At 52.7% G+C, this 22,297-nt stretch carries 18 protein-coding genes; 7 read left to right on the top strand and 11 right to left on the bottom strand.

Annotation, left to right across the window (positions count from 1 at the left end):
• The first annotated feature begins 3 nt into the window (after window positions 1-3).
• The 7 genes from M0R33_RS04260 (at window position 4) to M0R33_RS04230 (ending at window position 7,696) form a co-directional block, all read left to right on the top strand.
• Window positions 4-2,598 (top strand): EAL domain-containing protein, encoded by a 2,595-nt coding sequence (locus tag M0R33_RS04260; protein WP_292565574.1) that lies wholly within the window; start codon window positions 4-6, stop codon window positions 2,596-2,598.
• Between the two features lie 11 nt (window positions 2,599-2,609).
• Entirely contained in the window at window positions 2,610-3,050 is a 441-nt protein-coding gene (locus M0R33_RS04255; RefSeq protein WP_292565572.1) for a hemerythrin family protein, read from the top strand.
• Complete coding sequence (gene dtd, locus M0R33_RS04250) at window positions 3,047-3,484, top strand: D-aminoacyl-tRNA deacylase (protein WP_292565570.1); 438 nt, start codon at window positions 3,047-3,049, stop codon at window positions 3,482-3,484. The genes M0R33_RS04255 and dtd overlap by 4 nt, the downstream gene beginning before the upstream one ends.
• Window positions 3,485-3,801: 317 nt before the next feature.
• Complete coding sequence (gene cyoA, locus M0R33_RS04245) at window positions 3,802-4,683, top strand: ubiquinol oxidase subunit II (RefSeq protein ID WP_292565567.1); 882 nt, start codon at window positions 3,802-3,804, stop codon at window positions 4,681-4,683.
• A 38-nt stretch (window positions 4,684-4,721) separates the two neighbouring features.
• Complete coding sequence (cyoB, locus tag M0R33_RS04240) at window positions 4,722-6,704, top strand: cytochrome o ubiquinol oxidase subunit I (protein ID WP_292565564.1); 1,983 nt, start codon at window positions 4,722-4,724, stop codon at window positions 6,702-6,704.
• Window positions 6,701-7,297 (top strand): cytochrome o ubiquinol oxidase subunit III, encoded by a 597-nt coding sequence (cyoC, locus tag M0R33_RS04235; RefSeq protein WP_292565560.1) that lies wholly within the window; start codon window positions 6,701-6,703, stop codon window positions 7,295-7,297. The genes cyoB and cyoC overlap by 4 nt, the downstream gene beginning before the upstream one ends.
• Window positions 7,298-7,696, top strand: a complete 399-nt coding sequence (locus M0R33_RS04230) for a cytochrome C oxidase subunit IV family protein (protein WP_292565558.1) — start codon at window positions 7,298-7,300, stop codon at window positions 7,694-7,696.
• An 86-nt stretch (window positions 7,697-7,782) separates the two neighbouring features.
• Here M0R33_RS04230 and M0R33_RS04225 read toward each other — a convergent pair whose 3' ends face one another.
• The 11 genes from M0R33_RS04225 to alaC all read right to left on the bottom strand — a co-directional run bounded on the left by M0R33_RS04225 (window position 7,783) and on the right by alaC (window position 22,157).
• The gene (locus tag M0R33_RS04225) at window positions 7,783-8,001 is read right to left on the bottom strand and encodes a hypothetical protein (protein WP_292565555.1); all 219 of its coding nucleotides are present in this window, start codon (window positions 7,999-8,001) and stop codon (window positions 7,783-7,785) included.
• Between the two features lie 212 nt (window positions 8,002-8,213).
• Complete coding sequence (purL, locus tag M0R33_RS04220; RefSeq protein WP_292565552.1) at window positions 8,214-12,236, bottom strand: phosphoribosylformylglycinamidine synthase; 4,023 nt, start codon at window positions 12,234-12,236, stop codon at window positions 8,214-8,216.
• A gap of 85 nt (window positions 12,237-12,321) precedes the next feature.
• Window positions 12,322-13,095, bottom strand: a complete 774-nt coding sequence (bamC, locus tag M0R33_RS04215; protein WP_292565549.1) for an outer membrane protein assembly factor BamC — start codon at window positions 13,093-13,095, stop codon at window positions 12,322-12,324.
• Window position 13,096: 1 nt separating this feature from the next.
• Entirely contained in the window at window positions 13,097-13,972 is an 876-nt protein-coding gene (dapA, locus tag M0R33_RS04210; protein WP_292565546.1) for a 4-hydroxy-tetrahydrodipicolinate synthase, read from the bottom strand.
• Window positions 13,973-14,043: 71 nt separating this feature from the next.
• Entirely contained in the window at window positions 14,044-14,499 is a 456-nt protein-coding gene (locus M0R33_RS04205; protein ID WP_292565544.1) for a YaiI/YqxD family protein, read from the bottom strand.
• A complete protein-coding gene (locus M0R33_RS04200; RefSeq protein ID WP_292565541.1) occupies window positions 14,499-15,197 on the bottom strand; it encodes a phosphatase PAP2 family protein in 699 nt (232 codons plus the stop codon). Before M0R33_RS04200 ends, M0R33_RS04205 begins: the two co-directional genes overlap by 1 nt.
• Before the next feature lie 8 nt (window positions 15,198-15,205).
• The gene (locus M0R33_RS04195; protein ID WP_292565539.1) at window positions 15,206-16,720 is read right to left on the bottom strand and encodes a glycosyltransferase family 39 protein; all 1,515 of its coding nucleotides are present in this window, start codon (window positions 16,718-16,720) and stop codon (window positions 15,206-15,208) included.
• A gap of 8 nt (window positions 16,721-16,728) precedes the next feature.
• Entirely contained in the window at window positions 16,729-18,474 is a 1,746-nt protein-coding gene (recJ, locus tag M0R33_RS04190) for a single-stranded-DNA-specific exonuclease RecJ (protein ID WP_292565537.1), read from the bottom strand.
• A gap of 53 nt (window positions 18,475-18,527) precedes the next feature.
• Window positions 18,528-19,622, bottom strand: coding sequence for a threonine synthase (gene thrC, locus M0R33_RS04185; protein WP_292565535.1), 1,095 nt, complete (start codon window positions 19,620-19,622; stop codon window positions 18,528-18,530).
• A gap of 3 nt (window positions 19,623-19,625) precedes the next feature.
• A complete protein-coding gene (locus M0R33_RS04180; protein WP_292565532.1) occupies window positions 19,626-20,936 on the bottom strand; it encodes a homoserine dehydrogenase in 1,311 nt (436 codons plus the stop codon).
• 36 nt (window positions 20,937-20,972) lie between these two features.
• Complete coding sequence (alaC, locus tag M0R33_RS04175; RefSeq protein WP_292565528.1) at window positions 20,973-22,157, bottom strand: alanine transaminase; 1,185 nt, start codon at window positions 22,155-22,157, stop codon at window positions 20,973-20,975.
• Window positions 22,158-22,297 lie beyond the last annotated feature (140 nt).

The raw sequence follows: 22,297 nt of genomic DNA, 5'->3' as shown, positions 1-22,297 counted from the left end.
CCCATGAACAAAAAGCAGCCATTCGGCTTTTTCAGCATAAGTTTCAACCAATGTTTGCGACTGCGTTTGGTAGTCATGCTGAGCATGACCGGCTTATTTTTTTATTATGTCTGGGCGGAAAAACAAATCGATGCCGCTAATGATCAACGTTATACCACCCGACTGGCTTCCGATATTTTAAGACAAAGCACGGACGACCTGACCCGCATGGTGCGCAGCTATGTGGTAAGCGGAGACTCTTCTTATCTGCAACAATATCAAGACATTATCGCCATCCGCGACGGCAAGAGGCCCAGACCTGTTCGATACGATTCTAGTTACCGGGATTATGTAACGGCGGGGATTATCCCAAAACTCAGTACATCGACTGAGGCGCTACCGCTGATGGAAGTGCTGAAACAAGCGGGTTTTCGTCAATCCGAACTGGACAAACTGACTGACGCTAAAATCAAGTCCGACAAACTCTCCGCACTGGAATATCGCGCCATCAAACTGATGCAATCGGCGGCAAATGACGAAACTGTACGTCACCAGGCACAGACGCTGGTGTTTGATCGCGATTATCATCAACAGAAAGCCAATATCGTGGCGCTGATCGACGAAGTACGTTTACTGTCGGAACAACGTACTCAGACAGCCGTGCAAGAGGCCAAGCAATGGGCCTGGCTGGTGCGGATGGTGTTGATTGGCTTAAGTTGCTTCTTACTATTTTTAATCTGGCTGTGCGAAAAATTATCTCGCAATACCTTGGGCGCCGCACCGGAAACCGTTTATCGATTGATTCGGCGACTGGGCAACGGTCAATTTGATGCGCCCCCCGAACGCCAGCAGTTTCCGGAAAACAGCATAATGAGCCATCTGCTGCATACGCAGAGGCAATTAAAACAACTGGAAGATGAGCGAAAAAAAAACCAAGACGCCCTATCCTTGATGTCCAAAGTATTTTCCGAAGCACAGGAAGGTATTTTTCTCATGACTTTCGAAGGTACGATACTCGATATCAATTCGGCTTTTCAAGGTATCACGGGCTATAGCCGCCAAGACATAGTCGGGCATCATTCTAAGATCTTAAAGTCTGACCAGCACGACGCCTGTTTTTTTAAAAATTTCTGGCAACAAGTCAAGCAAGAAGGCCATTGGCGAGGTGAATACTGGTGCCGCACCAAAAAAGGCGATTTATTTGCAAGCATATTGAGCCTTAGCGTCATCAAGGATAACGACGGCAATATGCAGTGTTATTTGGGGATGTTAACCGACATTACTCAACTGAAAACACATCAGCAGAAAATCGAAGAAATGGCTTTCCACGATCCTTTGACCCAATTGCCAAACCGGCCATTACTCGCCGACCGCATGCAGCAAGCCTTAGCGCGGGTGAATAGAGACAAAGAGATGCTGGCGGTTGCCTGTCTGGACCTGGATGGCTTTAAAGCGGTCAACGACCAATTCGGTCATGGCACCGGCGACGCGTTGCTGATTGAAGTGGCTCATCGCTTATTAACATGCGTACGCAACTGCGATACCGTGGCGCGTTTAGGTGGTGATGAATTTGCCATACTGCTATGCGAAATCAGCTCTAGGGATCATTGCGAAATCACTTTGCAACGCGTGCTTAAAGCGCTGATAGCCCCCTACACTTTAGGTAAGGAACAAATCACTCAAATTTCCGGCAGTATCGGTTACACGCTATTTCCCATTGACAATGTCGACTTAGACACCCTACTCCGCCACGCCGACCAAGCCATGTATATCGCCAAACAGGCCGGCAAAAATCGATTCCAATATTTCGATGTCCGCGAGGACAAACGCATCCAAGCCAATTGGTTGGCTTTGGCCCGCATAGACAAGGCTCTGCGGCGGAAAGAATTTTGCCTTTACGTACAGCCCAAAATCAATCTCAAAACCGGGCGAGTGGTAGGTGCGGAAGCCTTGATTCGCTGGCAACATCCGTTACGCGGCTTGACTTCACCCGCCGAATTTTTACCCATAATCGAAAACAACGATATATCCATCGGCGTCGGCGAATGGGTCATACAAGAGGCGTTAAGCATCACGGAACAATGGCGCGCGCAAGGCTTGGTGTTGCCATTGAGTATCAACCTCGGCACCCGGCAATTGAGACAAGATAATTTTTCCCGCCGTCTGGCTTCGCTGCTCGGTCAACATTCCCCTCTACCGGCGGGCCAACTGGAAATTGAAATCGTGGAATCCGCCGCACTGGACGACTTGCAAAAAGTCAGTAGTTTAATTGCCGAATGCAAAACCTTTGGCGTTAACTTTGCACTAGATGATTTTGGTATCGGCTATTCGGCACTGACATATTTAAAAAGACTGTCTGTTTCAACCTTGAAAATCGACCAGTCTTTCGTGCGGGATTTACTGATTGATGAAAGCGATCTGGCTATTGTGCGCGGCATCATTGGATTAGCAAAGGCCTTTAAAACCGATGTCGTCGCGAAAGGCGTGGAAAACTGGCAGCAAGCCGCCTGCTTACTGGAGATGGGCTGCGAGATCGCCCAAGGCTATGCCATCGCCCGCCCCATGCCGGCTAATGACATCGTCAACTGGACCCGACAATTTCATCTACCCGAATTATAATGAATACAATCATGAGCGAGTCATACCCATACATTATCCAGCCGGAAGACATACATACCGGCATAACCGGCATTGATCAGGAACATCAGATTCTGGTGAATATGCTCAACATAGCTAGCGAGCAATTAACGGACGACTGCGGCCGTTTATCAAATGAAGAAATTATTCGTGACTTGTTAAGTTATGCCCTGTATCACTTTGATAACGAAGAAGCGTTAATGCTGGAATATCAATATCCAACCGCGGAACGGGAAAAACATGTTCGGGAACACCGCGATTTCTCCACTTCCGTCGCCCAATTGCGGCTAGCTGCCAACAAAGGTAAACGGGTTACCCGCGAGGAATTACTAAACTTTTTAAAAGCCTGGTTCGTTAAGCACATTTCGGGCACCGATAAACAACTCGCTATCTTTCTCGGCAAGCTAGACCCGTCATTATCCAGCAAAGCATGATCAGCATTATTCAGCGCGTCAGTGAAGCGAAAGTCACCGTCAAAGGCATCGATATCGGCCTTATAAACCAAGGTATCATGGCGCTGGTGGCCGTGGAAAAAACCGACGGCAAAGCCCAAGCAGACCGCTTGTTGGAACGTATTTTGAATTACCGCATTTTTGCCGATACCGACGACAAAATGAATTTAAGTCTGCGCGATATTCAAGGCGGATTATTGATCGTGCCGCAATTCACCCTGGCCGCCGACACCCGAAAAGGCAACCGACCCAGCTTCACCTCCGCGGCTCCGCCGCAGATGGGACGTGAATTATTCGGCTATTTTGCGCAACAAGCACGCTTACTCTATCCCGACAGTCAATTCGGCGAATTCGGCACCGACATGAAAGTAGCCCTGGTCAACGACGGCCCGGTAACATTCACCTTGCGTTGTTAAATTTCGCTAACAACCGGTATCGCGTTGTCGCTTCCAGCATTGAGCTGTCGGGCTCACTAGGGGGTTTTTACTAGAACCGAAATGTGTTCCGGGCTATAGTTAGGCCAACCGCTGGGGCCGATCTATTTATCGGCTAACCTGATTATTAAGCATGAGGCATGCTTTTGAACCGAATGTCTTCTGCTGTCTAATGGCTTTTTCCCGACACATTAACGATTAAGATGTAGACCCTATCGGCATTGGTCGCAGCCAGTTTAAGGGAGAGGCAATCATGCATCGATGTGTTTCCAGTCAACCATTCAGGGCTCGGGTGTCGAATGAAGTTTCATAGCTGGCTTGAGTCCTGCGTTAGATATTGCTTTTGCCCGTGCGCTGTTTTTCTGGCGCTGAGCCTTTGCGGTTGCAGCCTTCATGATGTCGATGACCTGCAACCTTCGGGACCGATTTCACGCTCCATAGACCATCTTTTCTGGATCACGATTGCACTGATGTCGCTGGTGATGATTCCGGTCTTCGGCATGACAGCCTGGTTCACCTGGAAATATCGAGCCTCCAACACTAAGGCCGCTTACTCGCCCGATTGGGACGGGTCTACCGTACTTGAATGGCTGGTCTGGCTGTTTCCCGGCTTGATCATTGCCATCCTGGCCGGCATGACCTGGGTTTACAGCCATAAACTGGACAGTTCCAGGCCCCTGGATCCGGCTATACCAGCCTTGGAAATTCAAGTCATTGCCCTGGATTGGAAATGGCTGTTCGTTTACCCACAGCAAAATATTGCCGTCGTCAATCAATTGACCATTCCGGTCGGCCAACCGGTAGCATTTAAAATCACCTCCAATACCGTGATGAATGCTTTTTTTATCCCTCGTCTGGGCGGTCAAATCAACGCGATGGCCGGCATGGAGACTCATCTGCACCTGATTGCCGACGAACCCGGTCGCTACTTCGGCGAAAATATTCAATACAGTGGCCGAGGTTTCCCGTTCCAGCATTTTGTAGTCCATGCCGCCTCATTGCAGGATTTTGATGCCTGGATCGCAAAGGCCAAACAGGCGTCGCTGCCCCTGGATTGGCACCAATTCAATGAATTGGCAAAACCCACTGTCAAGGAGCCTATCGCTTATTTTGCACCGGTGGCGCCGCTGCTGTTTAAGCAGGTTTTGGATCAATTCAAACACCCGGCCACTAATCATTGAAATCCCATTGCATTAACCATCCAATAAGAGAGCGTTAAATGTTAGGTAAACTGAGTTTGGCGGATATTGCCTACGACAACCCCATCGTCATAGGCGGTGTCGTATTAATGACAGGGGCCGCGCTGGCGACCCTGCTGCTGATCAGCTATTTTCGCAAATGGCCCTATCTTTGGCGTAACTGGCTGACCAGTCTGGACCATAAAAAAATTGGCATCATGTACACCGTATTAGCATTGGTCATGCTGCTGCGCGGTTTTGCCGATGCCATCATGATGCGTGCGCATCAAGTGCTGGCAGAAGGAGCAAACCGGGGTTTTCTGACCCCCCATCACTACGATCAAATATTCAGCGCCCATGGCACGATTATGATCATTTTCATGGCGATGCCTTTTTTGAGCGGGCTGACCAACATCATCGTGCCATTGCAACTCGGCAAGCGCGATGTGGCATTTCCATTTTTGAACGCCTTAAGTCTTTGGCTGACGGTCGCCGGCGCCATGTTAATGATGCTGTCGTTAGCCATTGGCGAATTTTCAACCGCCGGCTGGACAGGTTATCCGCCATTCTCGGAAATACAGTACAGTCCCGGCGTGGGGATCGATTACTGGATCTGGGCCTTAATGCTCAGCGGCGCCGGCTCGACCATGACCGGCATCAATTTTCTGAGCACCATTTTGTTGGACCGAGCGCCCGGCATGACGCTGATGCGCATGCCCTTGTTCAGCTGGACCGCATTATGCACCAGTATACTGATGACACTGGCCTTTCCGGCCCTGACCGTCGCCACGGGTTTACTCGCGCTAGACCGTTATCTGGGCATGCATTTTTTTACCAACGCCGGCGGCGGCAATATGATGAACTTTGTCAATTTGTTCTGGATCTGGGGCCATCCTGAGGTGTATATCGTAATTTTGCCGGCCTTCGGGATTTTTTCGGAAGTGATTTCCACCTTCTCCGCCAAGCGATTGTTCGGATACCGGTCTCTGGTCTACGCCACGATCGCGATTGCCTTGCTGTCATTTACGGTCTGGCTGCACCATTTTTTCACCATGGGCGCCAGCGCCAATGTCAATGCCGCCTTTGGCATCGCCACCATGATCATCGCCGTACCAACCGGGGTAAAGATTTTCGATTGGCTGCTGACCATGTATCGCGGCCGTATCCGCTTCAGCGTACCGATGTTATGGGCTCTGGCCTTCCTGCCTTCGTTTGCGGTTGGCGGAGCGACCGGGGTGCTGTTGGCGGTGCCGCCGGTTGATTTCATGATGCACAACAGCGAATTCCTGGTAGCGCATTTCCACAACATGCTGATTCCGGGGGCCATGTTCGGTTACTTGGCCGGCTACAGCTATTGGTTTCCCAAAGTGTTCGGTTTTAGTCTGAATGAAAAATGGGGCAAATTAGCCTTCTGGAACTGGCTGGTGGGTTTTTACCTGGCCTTCATGCCGCTGTATGCCTTGGGGCTGATGGGCATGCCGCGCCGAATGCAGCATTATGACAACCCGGAATGGCAGCCGTTTTTATTGGTTGCGGCAATCGGTGCCTTGTTGATACTCATCGGCATCGGCTGCCTAGGCATACAGTTGCTGGTCAGCATCAAAAATCGCCAAACAAACCGCGACCGGACTGGCGATCCCTGGAATGGCCGCAGTCTGGAATGGTCAACAGCTTCTCCGCCGCCGGTTTACAATTTTGCCGTGCGCCCCGAAGTCAAGGGCATCGATGCCTTTTGGTACATGAAACAGCACCCGTTGCCCGCCACCCGACCGCCTCGGTATCAAGAAATTGTGTTGCCGCGAAACTCCGGGGCCGGGGTTCTGTTCGGCGCGGCATCATTGCTGTTCGGGTTTGCGATGATCTGGCATATCTGGTGGCTGGCGATGGCGGCCGGATTAACGATGCTGACCATCATCATTCTGCGTTCGTTCGATGACGATACCGAATACCGTCTGACGGCGGCGGAGATCGAGCAAATGGAGCGCAGCCGCTACCCTACAGACAGGCCCGGAGCCGAAACATGACCCCGATCTCGCAGCTGCGCCCTACTCATGCCGAAGCCGCTTCGGCCGCCAAGATTTTCGGTTTTTGGGCCTACTTAATGAGCGATGCGGTGATTTTTGCCCTGCTGTTCGCCACCTATGTCACGATGAGCCAGAACCTTGCCGGTGGGCCGACCGGCAAACAGTTGTTCGATCTTTCCCCTGTGTTTTACGAAACCTTATTGCTGTTGTTTAGCACCTTGAGCTGCGGTTTTGCGATGCTGTCCTTATCGAATAAGCAAAAACCACGGTTATTGATTTGGTTGGGAGTGACTTTTGCATTAGGCTTGGGATTCCTATTGCAGGAGTACAGCGAATTCGATCAATTGATCGGAAACGGGGCCGGCCCCGATCGCAGCGGCTTTTTGTCGGCCTTTTTTACCTTGGTCGGGACTCATGGCCTACATGTCGGCCTGGGCTTAATCTGGCTATTGGTGATGATGGCGCAAATCATCCTAAAAGGCATCACATTGCCGGTAGCCTCGCGTTTGTATCGCTTCAGCTTGTTCTGGCACTTCCTGGACCTGATCTGGGTAAGCATCTTTTCCGTGATTTACTTGCCGGGGGTTTTGTAAATGAACGCATCGACTAGCGCACGCCAAGCCAACCTCGCCGGTTATCTGAAAGGTTTTCTACTGGCACTACTGTTAACCTTGCTGGCTTTCACGCTGGCCAGTTATGCTTCTGGCATGGATTTCCAGCTAAGTCGCTTGCTACGTGGCATGCTGCCCGATGCAACCGAAACCATCCGGGCATTACCACAGTGGATAATCATCAGCATTATTTTTGGATTGGCTTTCTTACAAATGCTGGTGCATATCCGCTATTTTTTGCACTTGAATTTTAGCTTACAGCAGCGCTTGAATGTGGGCTTCATTCTATTCTCACTGTTCATAATCTTTATAGCGGTTTGCGGAACCCTCTGGATAATGCGAGACTTGAATCAGCAAATGTTACCGGTTTCAAGCGAATAGTCGGCATTCAAAAACCGACCCTTCGAACCTTCGAACCTGCGGCTCAGCCAAGAATGGCATGCCGACATTCCGATCGCTCAAAACCATCAGGTTTTAGTTGACCGCTTGGTTTTCAAGTCGTAAGACATTGCCGATTTAATCATCACGACCCCACTATATGTCACGCCGATAAACAAAAAGACGGAAACTACGAATTCGGCCGGCAGTACGCTTAACAGACCGGCCATAAATAAAAAACCCCCAATCAGCTTATTGTAAAGTTTATTCGATACATTCATGTCGCCGCCTAGACTAATCTCAGTCATTTAGTGAGTGTGACCTCACTATAAACCGTTATATTTAATTCACAATACAGCAATGAATTAATTGATTAGTCATAATTAAGAAACAATAAAACCGCCCGATTAGCCTACAACTTGCATGCTTAGGCTTCTAAACAGGCAAAGCCTCGGTCCAAACCGCTGTGTCGACCCCGCATCATGCTCTGTCCGCAAGCCCAAGGCCGGCGAATATCGATTTAGCCCACCCAAACCCGGGCATTTCTAAACATCCGCAGCCAGGCGCCGTCTTCGCGCCAATCCGCCGGATGCCAGGCGTTTTGTACGGTACGGAAGCAACGCTCGGGATGCGGCATCATGATAGTGAAGCGGCCGTCCGTGGTTGTCAGACCGGTAATCCCCAGCGGTGAACCGTTCGGATTGGCCGGGAAGTCAGTGGTTTCCTGGCCGTAATTATCAACGTAGCTGACTGCAATCTTGGCGGCGTGGATTCCCGACCCGCTGCCGAACTCGGCGCGACCTTCGCCGTGCGCCACCACCACCGGCAATAGCGAACCCGCCATGCCGGTAAAGAAAATCGACGGCGAATCCTGCACTCTAACCATTGCCACCCGCGCCTCGAACTGCTCCGACAGGTTGCGCTTGAATTGCGGCCAATGCTCGGCACCGGGAATGATGTCTTTTAAGCCGGACATCATTTGGCAACCGTTGCAAACTCCTAAACCAAAGGTATCGGGGCGGGCGAAAAATGCCGCAAACTCATCGCGCGCTTGCGGATTGAACAGTATCGACTTGGCCCAACCACCGCCCGCGCCCAGCACGTCGCCGTAAGAAAAGCCGCCGCAGGCGACTAAACCTCTGAAATCGGCCAAACTGACCCGACCGGCAATAATATCGGTCATATGCACATCAATCGCTGCAAACCCGGCTCTATCGAAGGCCGCCGCCATTTCCACATGGCCGTTGACGCCTTGCTCGCGCAAAATCGCCACCTTCGGCCTGACAGCATGGTCGAAGTGGGCCGCGATATTGTGGTTGATATCGAAACTCGGCGAGGCCGACAATCCGGGATCGTTGTCGTCGGCAATGCGTTCAAACTGCTGCAGGGCGCAATCGGGGTTGTCGCGTAGGGCTTGCATCCTGAAACTGACTTCCGACCAGGTCTGCTGTAATTCGGCGCGACTGGCCGCGTAAAGCAGCCGATCGCTGTGTTTGATTTGCAGCTGCTGACCGGCCACGACACGGCCGATCCGGAAACTGCAATCGTCCAAGCCCGCTTGATCCAGTGTTCGGGCCACCAGGTTCAAGTCGGCGGTCTTGATTTGGATAACCGCGCCCAATTCCTCGTTGAATAAGGCCGCCAACACATCATCACCCAGCACGGACAGATCGATTGCGATACCCTTGCGGCTGGCGAACAGCATTTCGGCAAGCGTGGCCAGCAAGCCGCCGTCGGAGCGGTCGTGATAGGCCAGCAACAGGCCTTGCTCATTCAAAAACTGGATGGTGTCGAAAAAAGCCTTGAACAATGAGACATCATCCAAATCCGGCGCTTGATTGCCGAGCTGGTTGTATACCTGGGCCAACACCGAACCGCCCAGCCGGTTCTTGCCCTGACCCAAATCGATCAACAGCAACAGGCTGTCGTCCGTCCCACCGGACTGCGAGAAGTGCCGCGTATGATCGGGAACCCTGGCGGCATCTTGCAGTTGCGGTGTCAGGGTGCGGCGCACGTCCTGTACCGGCGCGAACGCGGTAATGATCAGCGACACCGGCGCAGTCATCACTTTGTCGCAGCCGTCTTCCCGCCAGACGCTTTTCATCGACAAGGAATCCTTACCCACCGGAATGGCGATGCCCAAGGCCGGGCACAATTCCATACCGACGGCCTTAACGGTATCGAACAGCACCGCATCTTCGCCGGGACTGCCGGCCGCCGCCATCCAGTTGGCGGATAATTTGACATCGTTGAGCTTGCCAATGCGGGCGGCCGCCAAATTGGTCAAGGCCTCGCCGATCGCCATGCGCCCGGAAGCTGGGCCGTCGATTAATGCCAACGGGGTGCGTTCGCCCAGCGCCATGGCTTCGCCGCTATGCGCATAAAAACCGGAAGCGGTTACCGCCACGTCCGCCACCGGTACTTGCCAGGGGCCGACCATCTGGTCGCGCGCCACTAAACCGGTCACCGAACGGTCGCCGATGTGGATCAAAAAACTTTTATCCGCCACGACCGGAAATCCCAGCACGCGTTTTACGGCATCGGCCAGTTGCACGGACTGCAATTGCAAATCCGGCAGGGTTTTAGGCAGACGCCGCACGTCTTTATGCATTTTTGGCGGCTTGCCGAACAACACCGACATTGGCAGGTCTACCGGATTACCGACGCACACAGATGTATTAGTGTCGCAGGAAGCAGGATGCTGAGAGCGATCGCCCAGCCATTCGTCGCTCAAGGTCAAATGTTCAGCTTCCGTGGCTTCACCAATCACCGCATACAAACAATGTTCGCGTTGGCAGAACGATTCGAATAACGGCAGCGACTCCGGCTTGATAGCGACCACGTAGCGTTCCTGCGCTTCGTTGCACCAGATTTGCATCGGCGACATGCCTTTGTCGGCATTTTTGACCTTACGTAATTCGAAACGGCCGCCGCGATTACAATCGTGAATAATTTCCGGCACCGCGTTCGACAAACCGCCCGCGCCTATATCGTGAATAGAGATGATGGGGGTGTTTTCACCCAGGGAATTACAGTGATTTATCACTTCCTGGCAGCGGCGCTCCATTTCCGGGTTTTCCCGTTGCACCGAAGCGAAATCCAGTTCGGCGGCGCTTTCGCCGGAAGTTTGCGAGGAAGCCGCGCCGCCGCCCAAGCCGATCAGCATCGCCGGACCGCCTAAAATGATGATCAAGGAGCCGGCCGGAATCGGATGTTTATCCACCAGCATGGGGCGGATATTCCCCATGCCGCCGGCTATCATGATGGGTTTGTGGTAACCGCGAAAGGTATTGGGCTCACCGGTTTCTGCATTTTGTTCGAAACTGCGGAAATAACCGGCGATATTGGGCCGACCGAATTCGTTGTTAAACGCCGCGCCGCCGATCGGCCCTTCCAGCATGATGTCCAGCGCAGAAGCGATACGCTCAGGCTTGCCGTTATCGGCTTCCCACGGCTGTTCGAAACCCGGAATTTTCAGGTGCGAAACACTGAAACCGGTCAAGCCGGCCTTGGTGGCCGAACCGCGACCGGTGGCGCCTTCGTCGCGTATTTCGCCGCCGGAGCCGGTAGCGGCGCCCGGATGCGGCGAAATCGCGGTCGGATGATTATGGGTTTCCACCTTCATCAGAATGTGCGCCTGTTCCTCCACATAACCGTAGGCGCGGCTGCCGGCATCGCGGATAAATACCTGCGCCTCCGCGCCGGCCATCACCGATGCGTTGTCACTGTAGGCGGACAGAATACCGTCTGGATGCTGGATATGCGTGTTGCGGATCATCGCAAATAGAGACCTGGCCTGTTCTTCGCCATCTATGCTCCAGCTGGCATTGAAAATTTTGTGCCGGCAGTGTTCGGAATTAGCCTGGGCGAACATCATCAGTTCCACGTCGGTCGGATTGCGACCCAGTTGGCTAAAGCTGTCGCTCAGATAGTCGATCTCATCCGCCGATAAAGCCAGCCCCAGTGCGGTATTGGCCTCGACCAGCGCCGCGCGGCCTTGCGCCATGATATCGACGCTTTGCAAAGGCTTGGGATCGTGCTCGGCAAATAAATCCAACTGAGCGGGGTCGATAACGACTTGCTGGGTCATACGGTCATGCAGCACGGCAGCCAATGTGCGCAAGGCTGCCGTGTTGAGTTGAGCAGAACCGGTAAACGTATATTCAATGCCGCGCTCGAGCCGTCTCACCTCGGCAAGACCGCAGCGTTCGGCAATTTCCGAGGCTTTGCTGGACCAGGGCGAAATGGTGCCCAGTCTGGGCACAATCCATAGGGAAGCGGTGAAAACGGTCGAAAGCGGGACCGCTTGGCCGCCCGTTGTGTCGGCAGGAACGACCACAGACGCGTGCGTGCTGGTATCTCCGTAATCCAACAGTCGGCCCAACATGGCTTTTTGAGCTTCCGCCAAGGGCGCTTCCAGCTGCGCAAAATGCACGAAACGGGCCGAGACGGTTTGGATGCTACTATCCAGACTCTGCAACTGGCTGAGTAATTTTTCGAGGCGAAACGAAGAAAGAGCGGCGGTTCCGGGGATAGTCAACATGGCGATTTCGAGTAAATGGTAAAGCAGGTTACAGAACTGCGGGGGATTTAACCGGGCAACAAATATAAACCAACACAGCCCTTAGCTAGTCATGTATGACCGGGTTTTCGGTGATGGGCCGCCTGACAGGCTCGGCGGCGGGCACTTCGGGCTCATCGGCTACATTTTCCTGATCGACCGCTTGGTTGATGCCCTCGGTAATCAATTTTAACAAGGCATTGGCGGCCGGTGTCGACAATGATTTGCCTTGCTCGTCCTGCACGGTGACTTCACTCATTTGCGGACCTAATCCCCTCACGCTGATGCGGTATTCCTTTTCCTGGCTAGGATCGTCGCCGAATAGAAAATTGAATTCGTCCCAGATACTATCGTCTTTGGCTTCAACCGCATTCGGATCGTATTTAACGTAGAAATAGCCTTTGTCGACATTGCGCTCGACAATTTCGACTTTTTGCCGGGTTAAGGCGCGGCCCACCATGCGGGTCGCCGGCATCTTGGCTTGATCGATTTGTAAGCTGCTAACACCGCCGGTTGCATGAGTCTCGGAGGCTGCATCCTGTTGCAGCTCGGCGTCTTCCGCGACGGTTTGCGGCTCGGCTTTTGCCTCATTGGTCTGCGGGGCATTTTCCAGGTCGGGCGCCTTAGCACTGGCCACGGCTTCCGTTGCTACCGGCGCCGCCGTCGGCGCGGCCAAACCCTTGTTTTTCAAGTCTTCCGGCACAATCAGTTCAGGAATTTCGGTGGTGAATTGATAATCCCTCTCCTTGTCGGGAAACCAGCTCTTGATCGTGCTGCAGGCCGGGAGCCCGCACAAGATTAAGCTTCCGGCCATCCAGCGTAACGGTATTTTTTTATTCATTTTATAACACGCCGGCCTGCTGCATGGCGGCGCGGACCGGAGCGATGCAGTCATCAGTCAGCCAGGTCAATGGCAGGCGAATGCCTTTACCCATCAAGCCCATTTCCGCTACCGCCCATTTCACCGGAATCGGATTGGACTGGATAAACAATCTGCTGTGCAAGCCGCTCAATTTAGCATCTAGCGCTTCGGCCGTTGCCCGGTCGCCTCGCAGAGCCGCGGCCAACATCTCGCGCAATAACCTGGGCGCCACATTGCCGGTCACGGTAATGCTACCGTTACCACCCAGCAAACAAAACTCCAGGCTGGTGGCATCGTCGCCGGTATACAGGGCAAATCCCTCGCCGGTCAGGTCGCGAATTTGTTTGACCCGCTCCAGCTTGCCGGTGGCTTCCTTGACACCGACAATATTATCGATGTGAGACAAGCGAGCCACGGTTTCCGGCAATAGGTCGCAGCCGGTTCGGCCCGGCACGTTGTATAAAATCTGCGGAATATCGACGGCTTCGGCAATGGCCTTGTAATGCAAATACAAGCCTTCCTGAGTCGGTTTGTTGTAATACGGTGTCACCAATAAGCAGGCATCCGCACCGGCTTGTTTGGCGCGCTGTGTCAAACGTATCGCTTCACGGGTGCAATTGGCGCCGGTTCCGGCGATGACGGGCATACGACCCGCCACATAATCCACCACCGCTTTGATGGCTTGGCAGTGTTCGTCTTCATCCAAGGTAGCCGATTCGCCCGTGGTCCCCACGGCAACCAGCGCATCCGTACCTTGCTCGACATGAAACTCCACCAACTTTTTCAGACTCACGTTGTCCACCGCGCCGTCTTCAGTCATCGGGGTTACCAAAGCAACGATACTACCTTGAATCATGCAAATCTCTCGTCAGAATTTTTCCAAAAACAGCTGGCATTATAACAAGCAAAACAGTAAAACCCAGCCTGTTATATTTGCTTGCCCACCAGAAAACGGTCCAGGGCGTTGGCAAAATTTTGCACATCCCTGCTCCCCATGGCGGCCGCCCCACCCGTTAGCATGCCACTGTCGCGCATTTGTTCCATGAAATCGCGCATAGCCAGCTTTTCGCCAATATTATTTTTGCTATACAATTCGCCGCGCGGATTGAGAGCAAAACCCTGCCGTTGAATGACTTGCGCCGCCAGCGGAATATCGCCGGTAATCACCAGATCCCCGCCTTGCATGTGTTGGACAATATAATCATCCGCTACATCGAAACCACCGCCGACGCGTACGGCACGAATATATTTCGAGGCCGGTGCGCCGACGGATTGATTGGCCACCAACACCGTATTGAGCTGTCTTTTTTGCGCGGCCCGAAACAGCACGGTTTTAATCAGATTTGGGCATGCATCGGCATCCACCCATAAGGTAAAAGCCACTAATGCCTCCCTTCCGGCCGGCCGGCTTTCACCCTGACAAACCAACCGTAATAAAGCGCATAGGCCACCAAAAACACCAGATAGCCGGACCATAAAATATCCGATACGAAATGCCCTCCGGCCGTCATGCGGGTAAAGCCCATAAGCCAGGCCAACACCAGCGTCAGCGTAAAATACAAGGCTTTATGGTTCTGCGATAAAAAATACAGCGCAAAAAAGGCATAGCCTACCGAGCAATGCCCGCAAACAAACGATTTATCCGGGGTATGACCCAGTTTCAAGGGCGGCACATATGTATATTCCCCGCCGAATGGTTGAATGTGCACGGGTCGCGGCCGTCCCCAATGGTCTTTAAAGATCAAATTCACCACCAGACCGGGCCCGATGGCGATAACCAGCAATATGTACAGCGCCCGCCGGCTGAATCGCCTGCTAAACCGATGAAAATGACTGCTGATGTAAACCGTCAACGCCGATGAGCCGGCTATTAGTGTAAACGGGAAGGCGTAGTTATACAGAAATTTAAGCAGCGGCCATTGCTGGTATGGCCAATCGGCGATCGAATGTCCAGGATGATAAAACAGGGCCGCCAATTGAGTATCCAGATTGGTAAACCAAAACAGCAGGGTGGTGGTAACCACCAAAAACAACCACACCAGCAACTCGCGTTTGGCGCGCTTAATTTTTCGATGCGGCATATGACTCCTTAATGGGACGCCTGTTTGACCGGATCCGGCCAAGCCAGCAAATGCTCACCCAAATACATAAAATAGGGCGAATTCGGGTTATTCGGATTTACTATTTCCGCTACCAAACTGAACCGGCTGAAAGCATCTTTCAAGGCTTGCGGCACACCCTCTTCCGGCCTTTCACCCATGATAAATGCATTTTTGCCGAGGTATTTTTCCGGACCCGGCCACACTTCGTATTGGCTGGCGATCCGGCCGGATTCTTCATAACGATAGACTTGCGGGTGATCCGGCAAATAAAAACCCAATTCGCTGGCCAGATAGCGATGACCTAGCGCCACGATAAAAGTGTCATCCAGGTTGGGTTGGGCGATCAAGCGCTCAAAATGCACATTGGTCGCCAACTGTTGCCAACTTTTAAAGCGCTTGGTCGGATCGAAAGCCGTGTCTTTCAAAGCGAAAACATGTAACAACACAGGCAATATATAAGTCATGATCACCATCAAATAACCAAAACCGAGCGCAAATTTGATGGTTTTTTTCCAGGCACCGGCTGCCCAGTAACCTGCCAGTAATATCAACCCGCTAATATAAAAAGGCATGGGCCAGTTACCTTGGACTTTTTGCAGAAAACTCAGCAGCAAAATAGCCAACACCAATACCGGCCCCGTCAACCACAGGAATTGTTGTTCGGCATCAAGGCGTTTAAATTCCCCCCCCCGTCGCAAACCAATCCATAGCACTAACACGCAGATAACAGGCGACAGCAGCAATATCTGGTACAGCATAAAGTCGCGGGCATGCTGGAAATGCTGAGTTAAGCTGGTGGCTTCGTGAGTACCGAAATGGCCCTTGCTATGACCGAACATCACCCAGTCATGCTGCTGGTTCCAAACCAAAATTGGCAGTGCCGCCAACAGCATCGGCAACAGATATAGCCAATATTCGCGTTTTAAATAGTGACGGCGCCGCGGGTCGTAAACCAAAAAAATCAGCAGCATCACCGGCAAGGCGATGGCGGCCTGCTTGCTCAACAGCGCAGCCGCGCTGGCAAAACCCGCCCACAACCAGGCTTTTGCATCCTGATCGAACAAGGCGCGGCGCAGGTAATACAACGCCATCATCCAGAAGCAATACAACGGCGGGTCGATAGTCATCAAAAAATTCGCCAGCACATTGATCGGCGTGGCCAGCATCAGCAACAAGGCCATAGCTGCGGCGCGGGCGCCATAAAATGCCTTGGCGGTGGCGTGGAAATAAGCCAGAAACACCGTACCCAACAGCAGCGTGGGCAAGCGCACTACCGGCGTATAGTCGCCAAACAGCCAGGTAGCGGCACCTATCAACCAGGCCACCATGGGCGGCTTGCTGTAATAACACCAATCGGGCCGCCGCGACCAATCCCAGTAATAACTTTCGTCGCCGATTAAATTGAAACCGTTGCCGAACAAAAATCCGCCGCGCAGTACCAGCAGCGCGATTAATACACTCATCAGGTGAGCATCGATCCAACGTAAAACTCTTTCCAACATAGCGTGCACTACTCCAGTTTTTCCAGATACTGCAATTGCAATTGTAGGCTGCGCTGGCCGCGATATTCATTGATATCCAGTTTATAAACGGCTTTCACTTTGCGGCAACCCAGCCAAATTTCCGGCTTATCGGCAAAAAAAGCGATGGCATCGATCAATAAATGACTGAAAGGCAGCTTTAAAACGAATTTCAAATGCTGTTTACCGACTATGCGGCATTGATAGACATCGAAGACCCCATCGAAAGCCGGTTCCGGAAAGGCCTGCCCCCAAATTGCCGCTTGCTGCAATCGTTCGGCAAAGTCCAACGTCAGGTGCTGCGAATCAAGCTGGCCATCGGACCAGGCTTTTTGTTCCAGATCGACCTGATTCAATTTAGCGGCCACCGCGTCCGCGAACAAAAGCGCGAAATGCGGATAGTCGTGCAGCTTAATGCTTAAACCGGCCGCCATGGCATGGCCGCCGAATTTACTTAACAAATGCGGATGCGCGGCGGCAATATCACTCAACACATCCCGGATATGCACGCCATTGATGGAACGTGCCGAACCTTTCAATTCGCCGTTTTCCGCGGCAGCAAAAGCGATCACAGGCCTATGCAGCCTATCCTTGATCCGCGAAGCCAGAATACCGATCACCCCTTGGTGCCAGTTGGCGTCGTATAAACAAACACCTGACGGAACATGCTGATCGTCCAGGGCTTGCATATCGGCCAACAAAGCCATGGCCTCATTTTTCATGTGACCTTCGATTTCCTTTCTGTCCTGATTCAGGGCGTCGAGCTGCGCGGCAATATCCTTTGCCAAACCGATATCCTCGGTCAACAGGCACTGAATACCCAGCGACATATCGTCCATGCGGCCGGCGGCATTCAAGCGCGGCGCAATGGCAAACCCTAGATCGGCGGCATGAATATTGGCCAACTGACGGCCCGAAATGTCAACTAGAGCTTTGATACCGCATTGGCATTGTCCTGAGCGTATACGTAATAAGCCCTGATGCACTAAAACCCGATTGACATGATCGAGCGCCACTACGTCGGCCACCGTGCCCAAGGCCACATAATCCAGTAATTGCGCCAGATTGGGTTCCGCCAGCCCGTTGTTTTCGAACCAATGCAATTCCCGCAGCCGGATTCTTAACGCCATCAACACGTAAAAGATTACCCCCACCCCGGCAATATTGCCGCTGGGGAATTTGTCTTCGGGCAAATTGGGGTTAACGATGGCGTCGGCCGCCGGTCGTTCTTGCCCGGGTAAATGGTGATCGGTGACCAGCACTTGCATGCCGGCGGCCTTGGCGGTTTGCACACCCTCGATGCTGGAGATGCCGTTATCGACGGTCAGGATGATATCCGGCTGCTGTTGTTTGACCAGCTCGACAATTTCCGGTGTCAGACCATAGCCGTACTCAAAACGGTTGGGCACCACGAAATTGAGGTTTTTCATCCCCAACAAAGCCAGACCCTTGATAGCGAGCGCGCAACTGGTGGCGCCATCGGCATCGAAATCGGCCACCACCGTCAGGGCTTTTTGTTGCTGAATCGCGGCGACCAAATGCGCCACCATGCTTTGCATGCCACTGAACAGCCAGGGCGAAGGCAATTTGGACAAAGACCGCTCTAACTCGTCCGCTTGTTGAATACCGCGACTGGCGAAAATTCGCTGTAATACCGGATCGATATCACCGAGCTCGAGTTTTCCCGTCGCCTGCGGCCGCTGCACTATGACTTTTTTAACGCCTTGCAGATACATATCAGGCTATAAAAAAGCCGGCGGCCGCCGGCTTCAAAATCGTCATTCGACCATTACATCGAATCCAGGATGGCTTTTTTGACCGCATCCAGATTCGCTTCTATGGTGACCGGGTGGGCGTCTTTACATTGGCTGATGGCGATATCCGGATCCTTGATGCCGTTCCCGGTCAAGGTACAGACTATCCGACTGCCCTCGGGAATTTTGCCCGAACCGATATCCTGCAATGCACCGGCAAGCGAGGCGGCGGAAGCCGGTTCGCAGAACACACCTTCGAATTGCGACAGCATTTTTTGCGCCGCCAGAATTTGCTGGTCGGTTTGCGAATCGAACCAGCCGCCGGATTCTTTTTGGGCATTCCAGGCCAGATCCCAGGATTGCGGGTGGCCAATACGAATGGCCGTAGCCACGGTTTCCGGATAATCGATCATTTTACCGGCCACAAACGGCGCGGCACCCGCCGCCTGATAGCCGCACATGATCGGGCGTTTATCGGCAACGGCCGGCAGATCCGGCAAATCTTGCGCGTATTCGGTATAGCCCATCCAGTAGGCGGAAATATTGCCTGCATTACCGACCGGCAAGCAGTGATAGTCCGGGGCTCCGCCCAATTCGTCGATAATTTCGAAGGCGGCGGTTTTCTGCCCTTGCAAGCGAAACGGATTGATGGAATTAACGATGGCAACCGGCGCGTGATGGGCAATTTGCTTGACGATGTTCATGCCGGCATCGAAGTTACCGTTGATCTGAATAATTTGCGCACCGTACATTAAGGTTTGCGCCAATTTACCCAAGGCAATTTTACCTTCCGGGATCAGCACGAAGGCTTTAATCCCGGCTCTGACCGCATAAGCGGCGGCTGAAGCCGAAGTATTACCGGTCGAGGCGCAAATGATGGCCTGACTGCCCTCTTCAACTGCCTTGGTGACAGCCATGGTCATCCCGCGATCCTTAAAGGAACCGGTAGGATTCAAACCTTCGAATTTCACATAAATATCCACATCCTTACCGATTAAGCGCGGGATATTCTCTAACCGAATCAGCGGCGTGTTGCCTTCGCACAAACTGATTAAGCGCGTGTCGGCGGCTACCGGCAAACGATTGCGGTAGCGCTCTATGATCCCGGTGTAACGTTGTTGTGTTGCCATGTTTTATCCTAAAGTTTCCAAACGAATACGGCTGATTTTACGAGTCACGGTTGCCAATGCTTCAATTTCGGCAATCGCCGCGTTCATTTCTTTTTCCAAAGTCTGCTGCGTCAGCATGATAATCGGCACCGAGGCTTCACCGGTCAAAGGCTCCTTTTGAATCAGCGCTTCGATACTGATTTGGTGCGCAGCCAGAATACGGGCCACATCGGCCAGCACACCCGGTTTGTCTTCGGCTGTCAGACGCAAGTAATAAGCGGTTTTGATATCGTCGGCGGACAATACCGGCGTGTCGACGATGGCATTGGCTTGAAAAGCCAGATGCGGCACCCGGTTTTCCGGATCGCTGGTCATGGCCCGCACCACATCCACCAGATCGGCCACCACTGCCGAGGCGGTCGGCTCGGCGCCGGCGCCGGCGCCGTAATACAAGGTCGGCCCGACCGCATCGCCGCAAACCAGAACAGCATTCATGACCCCGTCCACATTAGCGATCAAACGCCGCTTGGGAATCAAGGTGGGATGTACCCGTAATTCGATACCTTGTTCGGTTTTGCGCGCCACGCCCAAGTGCTTGATCCGGTAGCCGAGCTCTTCGGCGTATTCGACATCGGCGCGGGTAATTTGAGTAATGCCCTCGGTAAAGACTTTATCGAATTGCAGCGGAATGCCGAAGGCGATCGAGGCCAGAATGGTCAGCTTATGACCGGCATCTATACCTTCCACATCGAAGGTGGGATCGGCTTCGGCGTAACCCAAGGCCTGCGCTTCGGCCAATACATCGGCAAAATCGCGGCCTTTATCGCGCATTTCGGTAAGGATGAAATTTCCGGTACCGTTGATAATGCCGGCCAGCCATTTGATGCGATTGCCGCTTAAACCTTCGCGAATGGCTTTGATGATAGGAATGCCGCCGGCCACCGCCGCTTCGAACATCACCATCACGCCTTTTTTACCGGCTTCGGCAAAAATTTCATTGCCATGCAAGGCGATCAGGGCTTTATTGGCGGTTACCACGTGTTTACCGTTGGCAATTGCGGTTAAAACCAGCTGCTTTGCCAGATCGTAACCGCCGATCAATTCCACGACCACATCGATATCCGGATCGTTGACAATTTCAAACGGATCGCCGGTCAACGCGATACCTTGCGTATCGCAAATGCGCTGTTGAGTCAGGTGACGCGCCGAGGCCCGGCTCACCAGGATGTCTCGTCCGGCCCGGCGTGCGATTTCCTCGGCATTCCTTTTTAGTACGTTGACAGTGCCGCCGCCAACAGTCCCCAATCCCAAAACACCTACTTTTACCGGCTTCAAACCTGACTCCTAGCGCTAAACCAAAAATGCGTGCAATTATACAACGTTGTCTTTCTTGAGCATATTGCGGATGCTGCGCAAGGCCTGCCGGGTTCTATGCTCATTTTCGATCAGACTAAAGCGAATATGATCGTCGCCGTGTTGGCCGAAACCGATACCGGGCGATACCGCCACTTTGGCATCTATGATCAATTTTTTGCAAAACTCGATCGACCCCATGGCTTTGTAGGCCTCCGGAATCGGCGCCCAGACGAACATGGTAGCCTTGGGCTTTTCGACCTTCCACCCCATCGCATTCAGTCCGTCGCATAACACATCGCGGCGCACCCGGTACATTTCGCAAATTTCCTTCACACAATCCTGCGGCCCTTCCAGAGCGGTAATCGCCGCCACCTGAATCGGGGTAAAGGTACCGTAATCCATATAGGATTTAATCCGCGTCAATGCCGCAACCAAGGTGGGATTCCCGCACATAAAGCCTACTCGCCAGCCTGGCATGTTGTAGCTTTTCGACAATGAGAAAAATTCAACGGCAATGTCTTTCGCACCGGGTACTTGCAAAATAGACGGCGCCACATAGCCATCAAATACGATGTCGGCATAGGCAATATCATGGACGATCCAGATATTATGTTCTTTACAAATCGAAACGATTTTTTCGAAGAAATCCAGTTCCACGCATTGACTGGTGGGGTTGCCCGGAAAATTCAGGATCAACATTTTCGGCTTGGGCCAGGACTCGGCGATGCCTTTTTTTAATTCCTCAAAAAAATCCACGCCCGGCGTCAACGGCACATGCCGAATATCGGCGCCGGCGATGACCACTCCGTAAGGGTGAATCGGATAAGCGGGATTAGGCACCAACACCACATCACCCGGCCCCAAGGTAGCCAGAGCCAGATGCGACAAACCCTCTTTAGAACCGATAGTGACAATCGCCTCGCTGTTGTAATCCAGATCAACGTCGAAGCGTTTTTTATACCAACCACATATCGCTTTGCGTAGGCGCGGAATACCCTTGGAGACGGAATAACGATGCGTGTCCTCCCGGCTCACCACTTCTATCATTTTTTCCACGATATGCGGCGGGGTAGGCTGGTCGGGAGTCCCCATGCCGAAATCGATGATATCCTCACCCTCGGCTCGCGCCTTGGCTTTTAGCTCATTGACAATGTTAAATACATAGGGCGGGAGACGGCTGATACGGTGAAATTCTTCCATTAATGACTCTTGAGATTCAGGATTGAAGACAACTTGCAAGAAAACCGGCTAAGGTACTGTTGTTACTAACAGTTGTCAATTCCAGGAAATAGCTGTGAACGACGCAGAGAGGTAAGATTTCGCGCCTCTAACGACCCTAT

The sequence above is a fragment of the Methylomonas sp. genome, assembly GCF_023228165.1.
Classification (GTDB): Bacteria; Pseudomonadota; Gammaproteobacteria; order Methylococcales; family Methylomonadaceae; genus Methylomonas.
Note: the sequence above shows the minus strand (reverse complement) of the source record. Positions and strands in the feature narration are given on the sequence as shown.

Bases quoted from the DNA above. Each gene is read 5' to 3' on its own strand.
- bamC (WP_292565549.1), bottom strand. From the start codon at position 13,095: ATGAATAAAAAAATACCGTTACGCTGGATGGCCGGAAGCTTAATCTTG.
- M0R33_RS04260 (WP_292565574.1), top strand. From the start codon at position 4: ATGAACAAAAAGCAGCCATTCGGCTTTTTCAGCATAAGTTTCAACCAA.
- M0R33_RS04225 (WP_292565555.1), bottom strand. From the start codon at position 8,001: ATGACTGAGATTAGTCTAGGCGGCGACATGAATGTATCGAATAAACTT.
- dapA (WP_292565546.1), bottom strand. From the start codon at position 13,972: ATGATTCAAGGTAGTATCGTTGCTTTGGTAACCCCGATGACTGAAGAC.
- M0R33_RS04230 (WP_292565558.1), top strand. From the start codon at position 7,298: ATGAACGCATCGACTAGCGCACGCCAAGCCAACCTCGCCGGTTATCTG.
- cyoC (WP_292565560.1), top strand. From the start codon at position 6,701: ATGACCCCGATCTCGCAGCTGCGCCCTACTCATGCCGAAGCCGCTTCG.
- M0R33_RS04195 (WP_292565539.1), bottom strand. From the start codon at position 16,720: ATGTTGGAAAGAGTTTTACGTTGGATCGATGCTCACCTGATGAGTGTA.
- cyoA (WP_292565567.1), top strand. From the start codon at position 3,802: ATGAAGTTTCATAGCTGGCTTGAGTCCTGCGTTAGATATTGCTTTTGC.
- dtd (WP_292565570.1), top strand. From the start codon at position 3,047: ATGATCAGCATTATTCAGCGCGTCAGTGAAGCGAAAGTCACCGTCAAA.
- alaC (WP_292565528.1), bottom strand. From the start codon at position 22,157: ATGGAAGAATTTCACCGTATCAGCCGTCTCCCGCCCTATGTATTTAAC.
- recJ (WP_292565537.1), bottom strand. From the start codon at position 18,474: ATGTATCTGCAAGGCGTTAAAAAAGTCATAGTGCAGCGGCCGCAGGCG.
- cyoB (WP_292565564.1), top strand. From the start codon at position 4,722: ATGTTAGGTAAACTGAGTTTGGCGGATATTGCCTACGACAACCCCATC.
- purL (WP_292565552.1), bottom strand. From the start codon at position 12,236: ATGTTGACTATCCCCGGAACCGCCGCTCTTTCTTCGTTTCGCCTCGAA.
- M0R33_RS04200 (WP_292565541.1), bottom strand. From the start codon at position 15,197: ATGCCGCATCGAAAAATTAAGCGCGCCAAACGCGAGTTGCTGGTGTGG.
- M0R33_RS04255 (WP_292565572.1), top strand. From the start codon at position 2,610: ATGAGCGAGTCATACCCATACATTATCCAGCCGGAAGACATACATACC.
- thrC (WP_292565535.1), bottom strand. From the start codon at position 19,622: ATGGCAACACAACAACGTTACACCGGGATCATAGAGCGCTACCGCAAT.